This is a genomic window from Nostoc sp., assembly GCF_036918015.1.
In the GTDB taxonomy this organism is placed as follows: Bacteria; Cyanobacteriota; Cyanobacteriia; order Cyanobacteriales; family Nostocaceae; genus Nostoc.
Window position 1 is genome coordinate 55,811 of sequence record NZ_JBALEO010000070.1, and the last position, 20,298, is coordinate 76,108.

General features: G+C 42.4%; 19 protein-coding genes and 1 pseudogene. 6 read left to right on the forward strand and 14 right to left on the reverse strand.

Going from position 1 to position 20,298, the window contains the following annotated elements:
- Positions 1-27: 27 nt before the first annotated feature.
- From acnB to V7K61_RS18505, 4 genes and pseudogenes are all read right to left on the reverse strand, one after another.
- On the reverse strand, positions 28-2,658 hold the full coding sequence (acnB, locus tag V7K61_RS18490; protein ID WP_335055450.1) for a bifunctional aconitate hydratase 2/2-methylisocitrate dehydratase: 2,631 nt from the start codon (positions 2,656-2,658) through the stop codon (positions 28-30).
- 387 nt (positions 2,659-3,045) lie between these two features.
- Positions 3,046-3,942, reverse strand: a complete 897-nt coding sequence (locus tag V7K61_RS18495; RefSeq protein WP_335055392.1) for a DUF4351 domain-containing protein — start codon at positions 3,940-3,942, stop codon at positions 3,046-3,048.
- Between the two features lie 380 nt (positions 3,943-4,322).
- Positions 4,323-4,718: a hypothetical protein gene (locus tag V7K61_RS18500; RefSeq protein ID WP_335055394.1), complete on the reverse strand. Its 396-nt coding sequence runs from the start codon at positions 4,716-4,718 to the stop codon at positions 4,323-4,325.
- A gap of 688 nt (positions 4,719-5,406) precedes the next feature.
- Positions 5,407-5,695, reverse strand: a pseudogene (locus V7K61_RS18505) (hypothetical protein); the annotation flags it as partial.
- A gap of 273 nt (positions 5,696-5,968) precedes the next feature.
- Between V7K61_RS18505 and V7K61_RS18510 the strand changes: the two are divergent.
- The 5 genes from V7K61_RS18510 (at position 5,969) to V7K61_RS18530 (ending at position 9,509) form a co-directional block, all read left to right on the forward strand.
- The gene (locus tag V7K61_RS18510) at positions 5,969-6,289 is read left to right on the forward strand and encodes a 2Fe-2S iron-sulfur cluster-binding protein (RefSeq protein WP_334930887.1); all 321 of its coding nucleotides are present in this window, start codon (positions 5,969-5,971) and stop codon (positions 6,287-6,289) included.
- A gap of 147 nt (positions 6,290-6,436) precedes the next feature.
- Positions 6,437-6,616, forward strand: coding sequence for a hypothetical protein (locus V7K61_RS18515; protein WP_323234590.1), 180 nt, complete (start codon positions 6,437-6,439; stop codon positions 6,614-6,616).
- 145 nt (positions 6,617-6,761) lie between these two features.
- Positions 6,762-7,826, forward strand: a complete 1,065-nt coding sequence (locus tag V7K61_RS18520) for a DUF3326 domain-containing protein (protein WP_335055397.1) — start codon at positions 6,762-6,764, stop codon at positions 7,824-7,826.
- Between the two features lie 242 nt (positions 7,827-8,068).
- Complete coding sequence (locus V7K61_RS18525; protein ID WP_335055399.1) at positions 8,069-8,665, forward strand: CPBP family intramembrane glutamic endopeptidase; 597 nt, start codon at positions 8,069-8,071, stop codon at positions 8,663-8,665.
- A gap of 223 nt (positions 8,666-8,888) precedes the next feature.
- Complete coding sequence (locus V7K61_RS18530; RefSeq protein ID WP_335055452.1) at positions 8,889-9,509, forward strand: CP12 domain-containing protein; 621 nt, start codon at positions 8,889-8,891, stop codon at positions 9,507-9,509.
- Positions 9,510-9,699: 190 nt separating this feature from the next.
- On the opposite strand, the gene V7K61_RS18535 is transcribed toward V7K61_RS18530, so the two are convergent.
- The 8 genes from V7K61_RS18535 to V7K61_RS18570 all read right to left on the reverse strand — a co-directional run bounded on the left by V7K61_RS18535 (position 9,700) and on the right by V7K61_RS18570 (position 15,858).
- Positions 9,700-10,815 carry an LptF/LptG family permease gene (locus V7K61_RS18535; protein WP_335055401.1) on the reverse strand — a complete coding sequence of 372 codons (1,116 nt, stop codon included), beginning with the start codon at positions 10,813-10,815 and terminating at the stop codon, positions 9,700-9,702.
- Between the two features lie 227 nt (positions 10,816-11,042).
- Positions 11,043-11,771: an LPS export ABC transporter ATP-binding protein gene (lptB, locus tag V7K61_RS18540; RefSeq protein ID WP_094351303.1), complete on the reverse strand. Its 729-nt coding sequence runs from the start codon at positions 11,769-11,771 to the stop codon at positions 11,043-11,045.
- Positions 11,772-11,801: 30 nt separating this feature from the next.
- Positions 11,802-12,299, reverse strand: a complete 498-nt coding sequence (locus V7K61_RS18545) for an LptA/OstA family protein (protein WP_335055403.1) — start codon at positions 12,297-12,299, stop codon at positions 11,802-11,804.
- Between the two features lie 867 nt (positions 12,300-13,166).
- Positions 13,167-13,559 carry a DUF309 domain-containing protein gene (locus V7K61_RS18550; protein ID WP_335055405.1) on the reverse strand — a complete coding sequence of 131 codons (393 nt, stop codon included), beginning with the start codon at positions 13,557-13,559 and terminating at the stop codon, positions 13,167-13,169.
- Positions 13,556-13,921 (reverse strand): ferredoxin thioredoxin reductase catalytic beta subunit, encoded by a 366-nt coding sequence (locus V7K61_RS18555; RefSeq protein ID WP_099100573.1) that lies wholly within the window; start codon positions 13,919-13,921, stop codon positions 13,556-13,558. Before V7K61_RS18555 ends, V7K61_RS18550 begins: the two co-directional genes overlap by 4 nt.
- Positions 13,922-14,127: 206 nt before the next feature.
- Positions 14,128-15,288, reverse strand: a complete 1,161-nt coding sequence (locus V7K61_RS18560) for a DUF58 domain-containing protein (RefSeq protein WP_335055407.1) — start codon at positions 15,286-15,288, stop codon at positions 14,128-14,130.
- 88 nt (positions 15,289-15,376) lie between these two features.
- Positions 15,377-15,808, reverse strand: a complete 432-nt coding sequence (locus V7K61_RS18565) for a type II toxin-antitoxin system VapC family toxin (RefSeq protein WP_335055409.1) — start codon at positions 15,806-15,808, stop codon at positions 15,377-15,379.
- Positions 15,805-15,858 carry a hypothetical protein gene (locus tag V7K61_RS18570; protein WP_335055454.1) on the reverse strand — a complete coding sequence of 18 codons (54 nt, stop codon included), beginning with the start codon at positions 15,856-15,858 and terminating at the stop codon, positions 15,805-15,807. Before V7K61_RS18570 ends, V7K61_RS18565 begins: the two co-directional genes overlap by 4 nt.
- A gap of 272 nt (positions 15,859-16,130) precedes the next feature.
- Between V7K61_RS18570 and V7K61_RS18575 the strand changes: the two genes are divergently transcribed.
- The gene (locus tag V7K61_RS18575; RefSeq protein WP_335055411.1) at positions 16,131-16,574 is read left to right on the forward strand and encodes a DUF29 domain-containing protein; all 444 of its coding nucleotides are present in this window, start codon (positions 16,131-16,133) and stop codon (positions 16,572-16,574) included.
- A gap of 296 nt (positions 16,575-16,870) precedes the next feature.
- Here the strand turns inward: V7K61_RS18575 and V7K61_RS18580 are convergent, their stop codons facing one another.
- Together V7K61_RS18580 and typA are read right to left on the reverse strand one after the other, a co-directional pair.
- On the reverse strand, positions 16,871-18,007 hold the full coding sequence (locus tag V7K61_RS18580; protein WP_335055413.1) for an AAA family ATPase: 1,137 nt from the start codon (positions 18,005-18,007) through the stop codon (positions 16,871-16,873).
- 138 nt (positions 18,008-18,145) lie between these two features.
- Positions 18,146-19,936, reverse strand: a complete 1,791-nt coding sequence (typA, locus tag V7K61_RS18585; RefSeq protein ID WP_335055415.1) for a translational GTPase TypA — start codon at positions 19,934-19,936, stop codon at positions 18,146-18,148.
- Positions 19,937-20,298: the final 362 nt, after the last annotated feature.

Consider the following 20,298-nt stretch of genomic DNA (forward strand, 5'->3'; position numbering starts at 1 on the left):
GGTGGGCATAATACCCACCTAATTAAACTATACTAACAAAGCCTGCTCCTCTTTAGAAATCACGCGCCCTTCATCCTCAAAACCAGCAATTTGATCAAAGTTCAAATACCGATACAAATCATCTGCAAAAGGCTCAATTCTACTCGCTACAATATCCAAATATTCCTGCACTGTCGGAAGTCGTCCCAGCAACGCACAAACTGCGGCTAATTCTGCTGAACCAAGATACACTCGCGCATCTTTACCCATGCGATTATTGAAGTTGCGGGTAGACGTAGAAAACACTGTTGTGCCATCAGCAACTCGCGCCTGATTACCCATGCACAAACTGCATCCTGGCATTTCTGTACGCGCACCCGCAGCCCCAAAAATGCTGTATACACCTTCTTCTTTTAATTGGTGTTCATCCATACGGGTTGGTGGTGCTATCCACAGACGAGTTTTCACTTCACCTGCGCCTTCCAAAACTTTCGCTGTTGCCCGATAATGACCAATATTTGTCATACAAGAACCGAGGAATACTTCTTGCACTGGATCGTTAGCAACTTCCGATAATAACTTAACATTATCGGGGTCATTGGGAGCAGCAACAATTGGTTCTTTGATTTCGTTCAAATCAATTTCAATTATTTCGGCATACTCTGCATCGGCATCGCCTTCTAATAACACAGGATTTGCTAACCATTCTTCCATCTTGGCCACACGGCGCAGCATGGTACGGGCATCGTGATAGCCCCGTGCTATCATATTTTTCAGCAATGCTATATTAGAACGCAGATATTCAGAAATTGTCTCTACACTCAGCTTAATTGTGCATCCGGCACAAGAACGTTCGGCACTTGCATCGGTGAGTTCAAAGGCTTGTTCAACTTTTAAATCTGGCAAACCTTCGATTTCTAGAATTCGCCCGGAGAAAACATTTTTCTTGTTCTGCTTCTCTGCTGTCAGCAAACCTTTTTGAATTGCTACGTAGGGAATGGCATTTACGACATCGCGCAGGGTGATACCTGGTTGCAATTCACCTTTAAATCTTACCAAAACTGACTCTGGCATATCTAAAGGCATGACACCCAAGGCGGCTGCAAACGCTACCAACCCAGAACCGGCGGGGAAGGAAATACCCAAGGGGAAGCGGGTGTGAGAGTCACCGCCAGTTCCCACGGTGTCGGGTAGCAGCATCCGGTTTAACCAAGAGTGGATGATACCATCACCGGGACGGAGGGCGACGCCGCCACGAGATGCAAAGAAATCAGGGAGTTCGTGATGGGTTTTGATGTCTACTGGTTTGGGATAAGCTACTGTGTGGCAGAAACTCTGAATCACTAAGTCTGCACTGAAACCAAGACAGGCGAGTTCTGTCAATTCGTCGCGAGTCATCGGGCCTGTGGTATCTTGGGAACCAACGGTAGTGATGATGGGTTCGCAAGATGTGCCGGGACGCACACCAGGTAATCCGCAAGCTTTACCTACCATTTTTTGTGCTAGGGTGTAGCCTTTGCCTGTATCAAAGGCTTGCTGGGGACGGGTGAAAACTTTGCTGGGTTCTAAACCAAGTGCAAGACGAGTTTTATCGGTGAGGGTACGTCCAATAAGTAGGGGGATGCGTCCACCTGCGCGGACTTCATCGAGGATAGTATCAGGTTTGAGGTCAAAGGTGGAAATGACTTCGCCTGTTTCGTTGGTGATTTCGCCTTTGTAGGGATGGATGGTAATTACCATGCCAGTTTCTAATTTGGTGACATCGCACTGAATAGGCAAAGCACCGGCATCTTCTGCTGTGTTAAAGAAAATAGGCGCGATCGCACCACCTAAAACATAACCCCCAGCGCGTTTGTTTGGCACAAAAGGTATATTATTTCCTGTATGCCACAATACGGAGTTGATGGCAGATTTACGCGAGGAACCAGTACCAACTACATCCCCTACATAAGCTACAGGATGCCCTTTTTCCTTCAACTCGGCAATAGTTTGTAAGCTTCCCGGTTGCCGTGACTCTAACATCACTAAGGCGTGTAAGGGAATATCTGGGCGAGTTGTGGCACTTTGGGCGGGCGATAAATCGTCGGTATTGGTTTCGCCAGGAACTTTAAAAACGGTGACATTAATCGCTTCTGGTACTGTGGGGCGACTGGTAAACCATTCAGCTTCCGCCCAAGAGTCAACCACCCGCTTGGCGAAAGGATTAGTTTTAGATAACTCTAAAACATCGTGGTAAGCGTCATATACCAAGAGGATTTTGCTTAAGGCGTTGGCGGCGTAGGCGGCGATGGGTTCCTTTCCTTGTCCGCCCATTACCAGAGGTGTTTCGGATGAGTCGGAAAGGGATACGGTGGGCAATTGCAGCAAATCGATTAAAGATTGCACATTGTAACCACCGATCATTGTGCCCAGCAATTGCACTGCTTCGATGGGCGCAATCAACGGACTGGTGATTTCTTCCTTGGCAATGGCGGTGAGAAATCCGGCTTTGACATAAGCTGCTGGATCGACACCAGGAGAAACGCGATCGCTCAATAAATGCAATAATATATCCTCTTGACCCTTGGGCGGATTTTTCAGTAATTCGCACAGTTCAGATGTCTGCTTTGCATCCAATGGTAAGGGGGGAATTCCCAGTGCTGCTCTTTCGGCAAGGTGTTTACGATATTGTTCTAGCATTTTTATGTTCTCCATTGGGATTTTCTCCCTTCAATTATGAAATATTTTTAGGCAATACTTGGCTATAAAAGTTTAGCTTACTTTTATTACTAAAAGCCTTACTGGTAATCGGTTATTAGCAATTTTTTTTATACTGAAGGTATACTTTGAAAAGTATGAAGCGAATAGAATTCGATACTACACTAACATTGTCCACCTCCGTGGACTAAGAGTAAATTAAGGATTTTTAACCCAGGTCGGTGGGTTTTGTATTTCGACTCCGGTTCCATCTCTACGAGAGGCTACGCCAACGAGCGACTTGTACTGAGCGTAGTCGAAGTAAGTCGAGATGCTCAACACAAGTCTGTATAGCTGCGACTTCTAGTCGCCAAGTGTAGTAATAATGAATTAGATTGATTGTTGGTTTAACCAAGTTTCTAAATCAGCGACGTTAGAAAAGTCTAGTAATGCTTCTCCTAAATTCTCTAATTGTTCAATCGATAAACCTTTAATTTGCCCGATTAATGATGCATCAATTTCACCAATACGGCGATTTAGTAGACGCAGTATTAAGTCTTGTTCTCCCTCTTGCCTTCCCTCTTCTTTGGCTTGTTCTCTGTCTCTTTGATAAAGTGGTTCTAGTCGCATAATTAACTCCCTATCATCTGCTTCTAATTCTTGATTTACTCTCAAGTTTTCGCGCAAGTTGTAAACTAATTCAAGAGTTGCTTTTTGGTATGGATGATCTAATGGTAACGCTTGCAACTCGATAATCGCTTGTGACTGCACATTTCCCCTACCTAGAAGCCTCAACCATAATGTCTCTGGTGTTTGGGGTAGTTGGTGTATTGCCACAATTGCTGTTCGTAAGGCATCTGGCAAAAAATGCACTCCTGATAACCAACCTGCTTTTTGCATAGTTCCAAAGCTAGACAATCTAGTTTCAGATATAGTTGGTGTAAAAACCCACAATTTGGGAATTTCTGCGTCTTGAAGTTTGGTTTTATTGGCTTTAGCTTCTCGTCGCAGGAGAGCCTTGATTTCTAATAATTTTAGAATACAGTCGCAGATTTCATCGGTAGAAGCTGGATTTCGGAAGGGTTCTATAATCGCAGGATGTTCAGCAAATCTTCCTAGCAAACCCAGTATTTGTATATTAGAACTTTGCTGTTTAGCAGGAGTGAATAAAACATCTATTTCTTTGATCTCTCCTGAGACTTTTTCTGATGCCTTGACTTCTCCGTAATCTTTTAATAATTCTTCTAGATAGTCTTTGGCGAATTTATCATGGATAAACCTGGTCATTCAATTTTAAGATTTCGGAAGTTCTGGGTTAATGCAAAGTCTTATTATATAGCAGTCCTGAATTATTTGTGATGAAATAGAACCCCGACTTCTTTGAGAAGTCGGGGTTCTATAGGATTACTATTTGATTTTTGAACAACACATAGGGTGTGTTATCGCGAAGCGTAACGCACCATTTTCAAGGGTTTGGTGCGTTATGACTTTAGTCTAACGCACCCTACAAATACTTAATTTTTTTCAGAAATCAAACCGGATTCCTATAGACACCTTTAATTTTCACAGATACCATTCTAAAAAAGTTAAAAGCAGATTCTATAAGCCTTTTAACTTTTGACTTTTGACTCCGCTCAGTGTTAACTTTTGACTTCCGCCTTGCGGTACTAGGCGGTTATTGCATTTTCATTTAATGTTTTATCTGTGTTAGCTTTCAAGCGTGTCAATCTGCTTTTACGGATACGTTCGCTGTCTCTAACGCCACCTGCAAGTTCATATTCATTGCTGTTTTTGCCGTATTTGAAACCAACACCCATCAGCATTTTGTCTGAAACCTGACTTAAGGTTTTTTCCATCTCATCCAGCTTTTTTCTAGAAGAGTCAATCATAGCTATAGCAGCGTTATACTCATCAAGCATATTGTGAAAATTGTCTATTAATTGAGTCAGGTTTTGCAAGTTGTAAGTATCATCAAAATTTATCTTTGGATCGATAGCTTTCAGTCCGGCAACTCTAAACTCGGCTTTTTCTAGAATTCGGGAACTACGTTTTCTTCGAGTCATAATTTTACACTTTTAAAAGCTTTACAGAGCTATTTTCTCTCAATTAACCTGGATTTTGGTTCAGCAAAAAGCGCATTTTTTTAGTAAAAGTTTTTATTTATGCCCGTGATTTCTCGGAATTTGATCATCAAAGGTTGATTTTCAGCAAAATAATATTATGTTTAAGCAATAGACAATAGGGCACAGCATTGCTGATTGGTGTCCAAATAAGCAAAAGTAGCTTAACTGTTAGCTTCCTCACCCGCCTGGAACTAAAGTTCAAGGCTAATAGCTAAAGTCTACTGAAGTAGACTAAAGACTTTTCGGATTATTTAGTCATCTTTAAGATGACTTGAGCTATTAGCAAGGAACTAAAGTTCCTTGCGGAACATGGTTTTTACGTTAAGTTGACACTTATGAGCATTGCTGTGCCCCTACAAATGGTCTGTATTCTATGTCAACAGCGATCGCTCTAACTTTAAGCCTTAATGTTGTAACTTTAAGGCTTTATGTTCTAGCTCTAAGCCTTAATGTTGTAACTTTAAGGCTTTATGTTCTAGCCTGAAGCCTTAATGTTATCACCTTAAGGCTTTATGTTCTAGCTCTAAGGCTTAATGCTGTAACCTTAAGAGTCAACCTTATAATATTGATGACTAAAGTTTGTTGGTGAGTGCAACCATCGCTACATAGTGTATATTGTTGATTTACGATGCCATTTAGCCAAAAACGGCCTTAACCTATTATTCAACACTGCGATCGCCTACGGTGAGCGGGTACGCCATCGCAATTCCCCCCACAGAATTACGAGAAGCACCTACATCCGACTCGGCGGCTTTGAGAACTTCGCGGGTTGTACCAAATAAACTATAAAGAGAGTTCATCGCTTCTCGTACCAAACCCTGGTCAACTTCCAAAGGTTGTACAGCAATGCGTGTCACCAATTCCACATACAGCGACCAAGCCGCCTTCTTTTGTGTGGTGTCAACTTTCCAAGACATCGAACCAATGCCAAAAGGCAGACTTACAGATACAGTCTATAAAGAAACGCGATGCCTAGGTTGGGCTACGCCTACGCGCATATTTATAGTAAGCAAATTTAACTAATTTATTTGTGTATTGTATAGTAAATAATGTTACTAATCTAAAAATTGTTCAGAATTAGTTGCTATGATTATCAATTTTTTACCTAAATTTTTATAGTAACATCTGGATATTTTTAACTAATTCAGATAAACTAATAAATTTGTCCGTAGCATGACCTTCTTTTGTATATGCCCAAAACTTACACCGTAGAAATTGATCACCAAGGCAAAATTCATACCTTGCAAGTTCCTGAAAATGAAACGATCTTATCAGTTGCCGATGCTGCTGGTTTGGAACTGCCGAGTTCTTGTAATGCAGGTGTCTGCACAACTTGCGCCGGTCAAATAAGCGAGGGAACTGTGGATCAAGCTGATGGTATGGGCGTTAGTCCAGATTTGCAAAAGCAAGGTTACGTATTGCTTTGTGTTGCCAAACCCCTTTCTGATTTGAAAATTCAGACGGAAAAAGAAGATGTAGTTTATCAGTTACAATTTGGCAAAGGCAAATAATCAGCGAACAGTTATCAGTATATCGGATGATTATTCATAACTGAATAACTGTTCATTGAGATTACCAAATCTGATAAATTACAGAAGTATTTCATTGCAGATGAAGTCAGCTATTATAGAAACTACAAATCAACAGGATTTACCAAAATGACGACTCATTTTATTACCGCAGAAATTGATTTACAAGAAACTCCCGCAGAGTTACTAGAAGTAATTGAAACAGAGTTGAAGAAACAAGGCGAACCTCTGCGTTGGGCAGTTACTTCTGTAGATACTGACGAACAAAAAGCTACAGTTGAAGCTGTGGTGACAAAGAGTGCTGAGTAGTGAGTGCTGAGTGCTGAGTAGTGAGTGCTGAGTTAGAAGTTGAGAGTTGAGAGATGGAAGTTGTAAAGTTGAGAATTGGGAATTGGGAGTTAGTATTTAATGGCTTTTGATTCATAAACTCATAACTCAGCACTCAGCACTCAATATGCGTCCATACACAGCTATCTTAATCGTACCAACTGGCGTTGGGGCTGCCATTGGGGGTTATGCAGGAGATGCTTTGCCTGTTGCCAAAGTTATAGCACAGGTTTGCGATCGCCTAATTACTCACCCCAATGTCCTTAATGGCGCAAGTTTGTATTGGAATCTCCCTAACGCTTTCTATGTTGAAGGTTATGGTCTTGACAAATTCGCTTCTGGATGCTGGGGTTTGCGTCCAGTCCGCAGTAATAAAGTAGGTTTGCTTTTAGACCAAGCCATTGAGCCAGAGTTACGGCTACGACATATACAAGCCGCAGATGCAGTTAGAGCAACTCTCGGATTGACCTTAACAGATTATGTAATCACTGATGCACCATTAAATGTAGAATTACGGACTACAGCATCGGGAGCTAGTTGGGGAACAATTGGCAACCCAGATAGCTTGTTAAGGGCAGCTGAGATATTAATCAAAAAAGCGGGGGCAGAAGCGATCGCAGTTGTTGCCCGTTTCCCCGATGATATGGATGAGGAAGCAGTACAAAAATATCGCCAGGGTGAAGGTGTCGATCCCCTAGCGGGTGCAGAAGCCGTAATTAGTCATTTGCTAGTGCGAACCTTTCAAATTCCTTGCGCTCATTCTCCCGCCCTTTTAAGCGAACCTCCACAACCTGATTTATCACCCCGTTCTGCCGCCGAAGAATTGGGCTATACCTTTTTGCCGTGTGTGCTTGTCGGATTAAGTCGTGCCCCACAATTTATAATAGATAAAGCAGCGATTGCATCAGAGAAAGGAGATATTTGGGCAGATGAAGTGGATGCTGCGATCGCACCGGCAAATGCTTGTGGTAGCAGTGCCTTACTGAGTTTAAGCCAAAGACGATGCCAAATAATTACAGTAGAAGAAAATAAAACTCTGATAAAAGTTCCTGCCCAACCTTTGGGGATCAAATCTATACAGGTAAACTCATATTTAGAAGCAGTAGGTGTATTGGTAGCACACAAAGCAGGCATCAATCCCTCCGCTCTCCGTCCCAAATTATTACCTTTGCAGCCAGTAGTTAGGAGCTAGGAGGCAGGAGGCAGGAGGCAGGAGGCAGATCGCTTTTAGCGTCTCCCCTTCTCCCAAAGGGAGAGGCTAGCGCCAAGGGAGAAGGCAGGAGGCAGGAGTATGAAGTTAGAATTCATATTAATTCCCTGAATTACAGCTAAAAATTATTCTCCCCTGCTCCCCTGCTCCCCTGCTCCCCTGCTCCCCTGCTCCCCTGCTCCCCTGCTCCCCTGCTCCCCCTGCCCCTCTCCCCTAAAAAACCCGTGATTGAACAACAAAAGCAAGAGCCAGAAATTCCATACCTGACGCGCATCCAAGTACTTGGGGCGATGGGAGCGACTGCAATCATTTTGTTGATAGTCGCCAAACTTTCGTTATACTTTGGCAACTTTTTGCTATTTTCTTGGGACTTGAATCTAAGAGAGCTGCTCTTCGGTGTAGGGTTGGGGTTTGTACTCACCGCGTTGAGTGGCTTAACTTACCGCCTATGGACTGCCTATCGTAAAAGTGCAGATTATTACCTAGAAGTAGTATTGAAGCCTTTAGCTTTACCAGATTTAATTTGGCTGGGGTTGCTACCAGGATTGAGTGAAGAATTGTTATTTAGGGGTGTGATGCTACCAGCTTTAGGCTCCGATGTGACAGCTGTAATTGTATCCAGTCTTTGCTTTGGCATCTTGCATTTTAGCGGTTCCCAACAATGGCCTTATGTAATTTGGGCAACAATTGTCGGGATGATATTGGCATATAGCGCCCTACTCACGGGCAACTTGTTAGTGCCGATTGTTGCTCATATTATTACCAATTGGATTTCTAGCTATTTCTGGAAAATGCGGCAATTTTCGGCAATGAAAAAATAAATATTTGTTAATCGGCAAAATATTATCACAATTTATGCTTGGTTTTTGGGCATTGGTTACATTGGATAACATCATAAGTTGACAACTGGTCTAATTTATTGTTGTAGCTGGGCAAAAGTTCAACTTTTTTTACTTTCTAGTTAGCCAACTGTGCGCTGCAACGCTTCAATACGTCCATGAGGGCGCAGTGCTGCACCGGACTATTAACCAGGAGACTACAGCAATGATGAAAGCTGAAGATATCATGACCAAAGACGTAGTTACCATTCGCGGTTCGGCAACTGTTGCTGAAGCGGTGGGGCTGATGAAGGATAAAGGATTGCGAGCGCTGGTTGTGGATCGTCGCTATGACAATGATGCTTATGGCATTGTTACAGAAACAGATATTGTTTATAAGATAACAGCCTACGGGAAAGATCCAAAGCAAGTGCGGGTTTATGAAATTATGAGCAAGCCCTGCATTGTGGTCAATCCTGATTTGGGTGTGGAATATGTAGCGCGGTTATTTGCTAATACTGGGATTCATCGCGCACCTGTGATTCAAGGCAAGTTGTTGGGCATCATCTCGATTACCGACATTTTGACTAAAAGCGACTTTGTGGAAGCGCCAAAAGCGCTACTGCTGGAGGAGAGAATTCAAAAAGCAATTGGCCAAGCTCGTGCTATTTGCACTGAACAAGGTGCTTATTCTAAACCCTGTGCTGCTGCCTGGGATGAGGTAGAAGAACTTCAGGCAGAAGCAGCTCATCAAAAAGCTGAGGGTATGATATCAGCTAAAGTCTCTTTTGAAGAATACTGCAAGGAAAACCCCGATGCACCACAATGTCGAAATTATCACCCGTAATTGAAGTGGGAGAATAATAAGCTGTTACGCAAATAAGATTGCACATCAACTGGTGAGGTTGTCATTTGTCCTTTGTCCTTTGTCCTTGGTCAACACAAATGACAAATGACAAATGACTAATGACTAATGACTAAATTTAATTTCACCAGATGTTTAATAATTGTTTGTATACTTCCGCATCCACCTCAATTTAACGTCTGGCAACTCGCATCAATAAGAATAAACCTATTCCCAAAAAAAGAAAGTTGGGCAACCAAGCCCCCATAAAGGGAGAGAGGACACCTGCTTGTGCGATCGCCCCACTAACAAAGAAAATTAAGTAGTAGGAAAATATAACTACGACACTAATCCCAAAGCTGGTACCTCTCCCCGTCCGTTGCGGTATGCTTCCCATCGCTGCACCTACCAAGCCAAAAACCACGCATACAAAGGGCAAAGAGATTTTTTGTTGAATCCGCACTTCAAGTTTACGAATTTTTTGGCGATCGCCACCAAGATTTTCCACATCTAGTTGCTGTAGTGCTTCAGAAATATTCATCTCACCATAATCCCGGCTTTTTTCTGCCAAACTTAATGGCGTGCGCGGTAGTTGCAGTTGTTGTTGTTCAAATTTGACGATATTACGATAAGAGCGATCGGCAGCAACAAAATAGATTGTACCGTTGTAAAAATCCCAGACATTTTGAGAAGGATTCCACTGAGCAGATTCTGATACCACAATTTGATTCAGATTTTTTGTTGAGCGATCTATAATTGTCAACCCTTTCATCCGCTTACCATCAAATTGGTCGGCGTAAAACAAGCGTGTCAATATCCGATTCTTAGAGCCATCCGGCTGGACAACATCCTGGTATTCAGGATAGAAAATATTTTGTTGTTTAAAAGTTGGCTTGTCTGATTTGAGTGCTTTATCCAGAGTCATCGCCGCTTGATAATTTGCTGCTGGTGCAATTTCTTCGTTAAACACAAATGTCATTCCTGTAACCACAAGACTTAACATCACAGCAGTTAGCACCATGCGATAGACACTGACGCCACAACCACGCAAAGCAATTAGTTCGCTCTCGCTAGAAAGACGACTGTAGGTCATCAAAGTAGCCAGCAGCGTAGACATGGGAAAGGCTAAAACGATAAAATTGGGAAATTTTAACAAAAAAACTTGAATAGCAATGTCTATAGGTAGCCCAGATTCGACAATTTTTCTGACGAGATCGAATACAGCATCAATGGTGACGCCAATTGATGAAAAAGCTCCGACACCAAAGAAAAACGGCGCTAACAATTCGCTGGCAAGGTAGCGATCCATGATCGTAAAAGGCAGCAGCGAATAAAGACTATTAAAAGACGTGAGCTTCTTTGATATCATAAGCAACTTGAAAATTTAGATATTGTCAACCCTGGCAAAGCAAAACATCTCTAGTGTATTTAAGATCAAAATTAAATACTTAATGGCTAAAAATAAACTAATAAATTCATGCTGAAGAATCAAAAATCAAAATTTCCTTTGAAATTATTAACTAAATTATTATTAATTTAAACTTGAAAATTATCCCCTAAATAATATTGCCGCACGAGGGGATTGCTGTAGAGTTCGTCAGCAGCGCCAAAAGCGAGGATTTGTCCCTCACGCATGATGTAGGCGCGATCGGTGATGGCTAGGGTTTCGCGGACATTATGATCTGTAATTAAGATTCCCATGCCGCGATCGCGCAATTGTGCTACGATTTGCTGAATTTCTGAGACTGCGATCGGATCGACTCCCGCAAAAGGTTCATCCAAAAGCAAAAATTTGGGCCCTTCTCGTCCAGCAGCTAAAGACCTTGCTAATTCCGTCCGTCGTCGCTCACCACCAGAAAGTTGAATTCCTTTACTTTTAGCTAATTTTTCCAACCGAAACTCCCGCAGTAAAGTTCTAAGTCGGATTGACCACTCCCATCGTGGCACATGAGTTTGCTCTAGCACCAGCAGAATATTATCCTCTACCGAGAGTTGGCGAAAAACACTTGCTTCTTGTGCTAGATAACCAATACCCAGTCGTGCCCTTTGATGCATTGGCATTCCCGTCACATCTACATTACCGAGCCAAACTTTTCCTTGATTGGGTTTTTCTAAACCTGTGGCAATGTAAAAAGTCGTCGTTTTACCAGCCCCATTGGGGCCTAGTAAACCAACGATTTCGCCCTGAGCAACAGAAAGATTGACACGATTGACAATTACTCGCTTACCGTAAGATTTGTGAATATTCTCTAAAACAATTTTCACGCTGGAAGCACCCTTTCTTGGTGGTAAATGCTAATTAGAAGGCTTCAAAGGTGGTGTTTGTGGGGCAGGTGTCGCAGTTTGTCCGCTATTATTTGATTCCTCAATCATGTAGATGGACTCTACCTGACGGTTGGATTGCGGTAAAGCAACAAATCGCCCTTCATCAATTAAATAGGTTACTTTCTCTGCTCGGATACTGTTACCGCCCTGTTGCAAAATATAGACGTTACCACTGAAATCAATTCGGCGTTCTTTACTAAAATACTGTGCTTGGGCAGATGTTGCCTGAAGCTGACGAGCCGGATACAACATTTGCACGTTACCGCGAGCAGTGATTACTTGATTTTTAGCGTCATATTCTTGCACATCAGCGCGGATAGTGAGGGGGCGATTTGCCTCAGATGTTTGTGCAGTAGCGGTTTGCACTTGGGTAGGGAAAGCAAAAGCGCCTAAGAGTGCAGCTGGCAGCATTAAAGCTAATCCAAAGCGACGTATCTGGGATATGGGCAATTGATAGCAGGGCATCATAGCAATTGGGGATTTAGGATTTCAGCTTGCATTCTAATTATCGAAAATTTGGGTCTAAAACCCCGTCCTATAAGGACGGCTTTGTTTGGTACAATGGAGTTTGTGGAAGGGTAATTAACCACTTTAAAAACCCAATTGCTGCCTAATACGCAGACGCTGCACCTTGATAAGTAAATCTTGCTGGTTCTACTTCGTAGTTCTAGTATCACCTGGAAGTAGTTAAAAGATTTACAGGTACTAGACGAACAGCATTAAACTTCAAACAAATTTTGCACTATGAGCAACTATGGTCGGGCAGACCAAAAGTTAACGCTTGGGGAGAGAACCACCTATGGTCTAGATACCGCAAGGAGTCTAGACTAAGTGGACTCGCTGAACCAAGAATCCTCGTACCAATAGGCGCGAGGAGTGTCAACTCAAGTACTTTATCCAGATATAAAATATACAATCTAGAGTGATTTCCGATAACTACTGGCTGAAATAGTGACGCTAGCCCCAACCTCAAGGTTTCAGGAAATTGACATCTAAGTAGGTTGGCACAATAAAACCAAACTATGTAAAGAAATACGAACAAAGCTCAAACCCTCTTCCCTTCTGCCTCCTGCCTAATCCCAATGATAAATATTCACGCCGAATTACTTAAGTGAAAATAACGTAGGCACGGCGTTGCTGAATTGAAGTATGAATCTGGATGTAGAGACGTAGCACTACTTCGTCTCTACAAGGATTTTGGTATTATGCAAAATCATTTTCATACATGGAATCAGCAACGCCATAGGCACAATAGCCTGCCTTAAGCCGTTTTGCATCTACATGAATTGTGCCTACCGAGGATTTCGGGCAACGCATAATTAATTTACCAGATGTCTAATCAGTAGACAGCACAATTCTAGGCAAAGATAAGATTTGATTTTCGCCCAGATTGCCAGCAGCAATTTTATCTGGCCCTATTTGTTGTAAATTCGTCAACAACACTGCGCTCTGACTCAATAGCTCATCTACGTCAACGCCGCTGTAAGTAGATGGGTAACGGCGTAGGCGATTGCTGCCTTCTCCCAATAGAATTACAGCACCTCGCCAGTTCCGATTTTCCAAATGATATAGTGCTACTGCAATTTGGAGAATGCCTTGATAAAAGCTTTTTTCCGGTTCGCCAGCTTCAATCCACAAAGCCTCTAAAGTGTCATGACAAGCGTAGAACTCTCCAGAATTGAACTGTTCTACGCCTTGCCAAAACTCTTGGGGGATGATTTCGCTCATCCCATGCTGTCTCGTACTTCTTTGATTGTTTCCAGAGAGATTTCTTGTTTGTCTCCAGCAAACTCGTTGTCAGGGGTGAGGAATAACATGCAATGGCACTCTTTGCGTTCTCTCATTGGCACACAAGGACAGTTCCAATATGTGGCGTGAATCTCAGCTTCTTTGTCTTCGTAATGGCGACAAGGACATAAAGGCGCACCCAGGTCGTCTTTATGTTTGGCTAGTCCTTCAATCACAACTGCGGTGACAGAAGGTTCAGAACAGAAGTATGTTCCAGTACGCTTGGCGTATTGTTCGGAAAAATGCCGCATTGCCTCTAGGCTTTTATCGCTGGATTTTGTGTTATGTTCTGATGCGATCATGTCGTTCATAATTTAAATATTTCTTTGCATTGTACCTCAGCCTCACTAAGGGATTACTGGGTGTATTTCCCCAACCTTACCTGCTCAAATTATCTTCCCTTTGCTCAAAGGCTGATATATCCGGTGTGCTGGGATCGGAGAAAATCCCAGAAATTACAGAAGCTGAACTTGTCAGCAGTCTTTGAAATTATAAAATTTGAATTGATTTATGAATGTAATGTTTTTTGTAGCTGGGGTTGCAGTGGCCCATCGCTTTGCAAAACTATACCAGGGTGTTCCCAATTAATTACCTCTGGTGCTGCTGCTGAGGAGATATTTGGCCACAAAACCCAGCGACTACCTTGAGGAAGTTTAGCAAGGCTCAGGGGGTTTTGAGTCAGCCAAATCAAAGGATAGCTTTTAGGAACAACTGAACTGACATCTTCTAAGGCTGTGGTTGCTGCTAAGGTTTCTAGAACAAAGCGATCGCCTTTAATTAAACTTGTTGATGCTGTCCATAACTGCACCTCTAATTGTTGTTGCTGTGCATAAAAATACAGTGAAGCTGCGGCAATTACTGCTTGTTCAAAGTTTTCTTCTTCCCAATTGCTAGCACTGTCAAGGGCAATAACTATTTCTTGTCCACCTGTTACCATTTCTAACTCCCGCACCCTTAATTCACCATAGCGGGCGCTAGTTCGCCAGTGAATCAGACGGGTGGGATCTCCTACACGATAAGGACGGAGCGATCGCACCAGCCCCGTTGTCGCTGTCTGCAAGGGTCTACCACGAGGATCGCCCCTTTTGCTCTCTTCTTGTCCCATTTCATCTATTAGAGGGCAGGTAGCCAGAGGTAACACTGTAGGATAAACGATCGCTGTGGCAGCACAATCACGCTGACGGCGACACCAGAACAATCCCAAAGGCGCACCAGAACCCAGTTCTACTGTGTGCCAGCGATAAACACCCCGGCGCTGAGTCGGGTGGTAATATACCCAACGGTAACTACCTTGGCTAGGAATTGTTTCGATTGCCTTTTGTACTGGTTTCCCTAAGACGAAGGGTAATATATCTTCGACTTGTAATAAGCTGACAGGCTGTTGTGTCTGATTGCAGATTTCTAATTCCACCGTTAGATCGTCACCTGCTGACACTGGCCGCATGGGACGACGGGTGATGGATAGACCTGTGAGCGATCGCGGCGGTAAGATGGCTGCTACACCCAAAAGGGCAAAACTAATGCCGCTAATGGCATATAGCCAACCAGCCATCGTATTGATACCTGCGCCAAAAAAACAAATAGCGGTTAATGCTAGCACCCAACCGCCATAAGCAGGGGCACTGGCACGGGTTTCTAACCAATTGGTGATGGGTTTGATGATTTTCATGTTTCTTTTTTAACCCAACACCACCCCAAATTCACAGTGTCTCAGGGGTTGTGCCTGATGTCCTTATCGAAACCGCTCTAGAATTAATTTAGTTTACGAATGTCTCTCCATCAATAGGTGGCGAAATGTGGTACGATTCACCAGAATATCTGCACAGGATAACTTTCAAACACACTCTAGTAATTATAGGTATGCTATCCACTAAACTTTGAGAAATTATGAGCCGATCAAATGGATCTTTATGGTAAAAAGGCAGCTTTGCTAACTCATCTAAATGTTCTGGTCGTATTTCGAGCAATTCAATAGCGTTACCATAAACTTGTTGTTTGACCAACTCAGTAAAAGTCATTTCCAGTTTTAGCTTGTCGATACTGACTTTGATAGAAATTTCCCAAAGACTTGCAATGCTCAAAAATCTTTGATTTCCCCGATCTTCAATCAATTTTTTTGCTGTGTCACTGAGGTTGAAACTGCCCTCAATAAACCATAAAAACGTATGAGTGTCGAGCAGAAGCCTCATTGAGTGTATTCCTCAAAATCTGCCAACGGCTCATCAAAATCATCTGACATTTTTACTAAACCCCTAGCACTACCAAACTTGGGGCGTGCTTCTACTCCACCAAGCGGCACAATTCTGAAAGATGCCCCATCGTTACGCGTGATGATGACTTCTTCTCCACCAGCCGCCTATTCAATTAATTCTGCTAGGCGAGTCTCAGCTTCTTTCAAATTAACTTGGTGCATTGATAGTCTTTACCAGTTCTCTGGATTTTGGTGGTTTGCATTTATCAATTTATAATTGTATATGATTACATTATCGAATGTAGGTAGAAGGTAAAAATATGACAATTACTACCAAATTAAATCAACTTTATAAAACCGATGAGAATTTATGGTTAGAAGAAACTATTGAATTATTAAAACACAAACAGTTTAACCAACTTGATTTAGAAAACTTAATTGAGGAATTAATCAGTTTGGGTAAAAGAGATTTAGCTAAAGCCAAAGGTCTTTTAAGGCAAATTATTATTCATATATTATTACTCCAATATTGGCAGATGGAATATGAGAGAAACTATCGTCATTGGATTGGAGAAATTAAAACCTTTAGATATGACTTAAATAATCATTTAACGACGAATTTAATAAATAAGTTACAGGATGATTTGGAGAATATTTATCAAAGTGCGGTTGATTTTGTGAAAATTAAAACCGATTTAACTATTTTTCTAGAAAAGTGTCCTTACACTCTTGTTCAATTATTAGATGACAATTATTTACCTTAAATATATCAGTCTTATCTGATTTCTGTGAAATCAAAGCAGCACCAAAAGCGATCGCAGTTTCACGAATAGTCATGATAATTGCCTTTTTCAGTCCTCTTCATTGTTACTCAAAGATTTGACTAAGGGCGATCGCTTTTTGTAAGAATACCTGCTGGCTGGCGATCTACCTTTACCAACAACTTGAGGATCGCCTCTTCCATATCTAAAATCCTCAGCATATCCTCAGCCATTTCTTCCATTACATGGGCTAAAATATCGTATAAATTAATAAGTTAATATGGGCTACACTGACACTCTTAAAGAAGATACTGCGCTAGTTGCTCATGAGTAGGAACGTCAGCAGGTAAGAAAGTTTTCAGTTCTTCCTTTGATGGTTTGGCTAATGCTGCTAAACGGTTACATTGAATAGCCACACAACGATCAAAGATATTTCTCACAAATCTACCATTTCCAAGTTCTCCGATTTGACGTTCAAATTGATTGACTAAATGACGCACTGCTTCCAGAGTTTTCTTTGAGAACAGATAGCCGTGCTGTTCACACCTGACTTTAAAAATCTCGGCTAACTCAGGCGGAGAAAAGTCTTCAAAATTAATTGACCTCGCAAATCTGGACTTTAGACCAGGATTAGATTCAATAAATCGAGACATTTCCCCCTTATATCCTGCAACGATAACCACTAGATCCTCTCTGTGGTCTTCCATCATTTTTAAGAGAGTATTAATTGCCTCTTGTCCAAACATATCGCCATGTCCATCTGGAACAAGAGAGTAGGCTTCATCAATAAAAAGTACACCACCTAGAGAAGATTCAACTACTTTTGCTGTTTTGGGCGCTGTTTGTCCCAAGTATTCTGCAACTAAATCAGTCCGGTCTACCTCAAGAAAATGTCCTTTTGATAGAACACCAAGATTTTTGTATATTTCACCTAGAATCCTAGCTACTGTAGTTTTACCTGTTCCGGGATTTCCCGTGAATACAAGATGTCTGGTGATTAAAGGAGCTTTTATACCTGCTTGAGCTTGCATCTGGGCTACTTTTGCAATATTTACCAACTCCTGAACGGTAGACTTCACAGCACTCAATCCAGTCAATGAGTGAAGTTGCTCTAGAGATTCCTGAAGCTCATTAGTGACTACTTTAGTGACTACTTTAGGTTCATCAGTATCAATGTGAGGTTTTTTGTCAATCTCTTTGCAAACTTCTGCTGCCCATCCATTGCCTATTTGTTTAATTTCAGTACCTAATAGCTTACGGGCTGTTTTAATTGCATCTTCTTTAGAAGGAGCTTCAGCAAAGAATAAGCAATCCATCTCCAATTGCTTTTTAGGCTTGTCTAGAAAATTATACGCATCATCGATATTACTCCAAGCAGCCCAGAACCAAGAATTGCCTGAAGCACAGACACTAAAAACTGTAGAATTCCACGACATAGACATTAGGCTGTGAACACAACAAGTTATTTAGTGCTATGTTACCCACTTAACTATCAGGATACTCATGTTTCTAATACAACAAAATAAAAAGCCCGCAGATGCGGGCTTTTTAAATCAATTAAGTTATAGCTTTACTTACCGTTTCGCCAACTTCTTCGACATCTTTCTTAGACGAATCGATTGGGGTGTAACTTCCACCAATTCATCGGGGCCGATGTATTCCAAAGCACGCTCTAGGCTCATGTCTATTGGTGCTTGCAGTTGTACTAGTTCATCGCCACCAGCAGCCCGGTGGTTAGTTAACTGCTTGGTTTTACAGATATTCAATTCCAAATCTTGGGAACGATTGTGTTCTCCCACAATCATGCCTCTGTAAACCTTTGTGCCGGGAGTAATAAAGAATGCTCCTCTATCTTCGGCATTTCTCATGGCGTAGAAGGTAGAAACGCCTTCTTCAAAGGAGATTAAAACGCCTTTGTTACGAGCTTCAATATCACCACTGATCTGACGGTAGTCTAAGAAGCTGTGGTTCATGATGCCTTCGCCACGAGTCATCCGCATGAATTCACCCCGGAAACCAATCAAACCACGGGCGGGAATGACAAACTCTAACTGGGTGCGATCGCCACTACCTGGTTGCATATCTTGCATTTCGCCTTTGCGTTGTCCCAGGCGTTCAATACAGCTACCCACACCATCAGCAGGAACGTCTAACACCAAGAGTTCAAAAGGTTCGCAAGGTTGACCGTTGATTTCGCGGTAAATTACCTGTGGCTGAGATACCTGAAACTCGAAGCCTTCCCGCCGCATGGTTTCAATTAAGATACCCAGGTGGAGTTCTCCACGACCGGAAACGAGGAATTTATCGGGAGAATCGGTTTCTTCGACACGCAAAGCAACGTTGGTTTCAAGTTCGCGGAATAGGCGATCGCGTATTTGTCTTGATGTCACCAACTTGCCTTCTTGACCAGCAAAGGGCGAATCATTCACCCAGAAGGCCATTTGCAAGGTTGGTTCATCCACTTTAATTAGTGGTAAAGCTTGCGGATCATTGGGGTCAGTAATCGTTTCCCCAATATAAGCATCAGCGAAACCAGCCACCGCAACAATATAACCTGCGGTTGCTTCTTCCATCTCTATGCGCTTCAGTCCATCAAAGCCCATCAATTTGGTAATTTTACCCTTGACAATAGTACCATCTTCTGTTACTAAAGCGGCTTGCTGTCCTGCGCGGATAGTACCGTTGTGAATTCTGCCAATCACAATCCGTCCCAGATATTCAGAATAATCTAGGGTTGTAACTTGCAATTGCAGAGGTTTCTTGCTGTCACCTACTGGTGGTGGAACGTGTTGCAGAATCGCGTTAAAGAGGGGTTGCATATCTACCGATTCTGCTTCCAAGCTTTCTTTGGCGAAACCTGCCATACCGGAGGCAAACAGATAGGTAAAATCACACTGGTCTTCATCTGCCCCTAATTCCAAGAACAGATCCAAAACTTTATCGACAGCAACGTGAGGGTCAGTTTGACCACGATCAATTTTGTTGATGATAACGATGGGGCGCAGCCCTTTTTCTAAGGCTTTTTTCAGAACAAAGCGTGTTTGGGGCATGGGGCCTTCATTGGCATCGACAATCAGAAGACATCCGTCAACCATGCCGAGTACGCGTTCAACTTCGCCACCAAAGTCAGCGTGTCCAGGAGTATCAACAATATTAATTAGTGTTTCTTTGTAGCGAACTGCTGTATTTTTGGACAGGATAGTAATACCCCGTTCCCGTTCTAGGGCGTTGGAGTCCATAACGCAATCCGGAACGTCTTCGCCTTCGCGGAAAATGCCGGATTGTTTGAGGAGTGCGTCAACCAGGGTGGTTTTGCCGTGGTCAACGTGGGCGATAATGGCGACGTTGCGAATTGGGAGCGTCATAGAAGCTTTTGGTGAACTCTAGAGGGTGTTTATAAGATTTACATTTGAATGCTAGGCTGTTTTAACAGAATTGGGAACGATCGGCAAACTCTGTAAAGAACCTTTAATAATTCTAGCGTAATCGTCACAATTGCGGTGAGTTTTGTAAACCCGACAATGATGATGTGTGGTAATTACGGCATTGGTGGCATAAAAAAAGCGTCTGTGACAAACAGGTGTTACCTGAAGGGCAGTATTGCTTTTGAGAATTGCGGTTGATTCGCATAGAGGAATTTAGTCATTGAAATGCTTTGGTGAAAAGTGCGATCTTTATCCCAGAGAAATGAAGTTGCTGGCTGCTAAAAGTCAGGTTATTTCGTGTT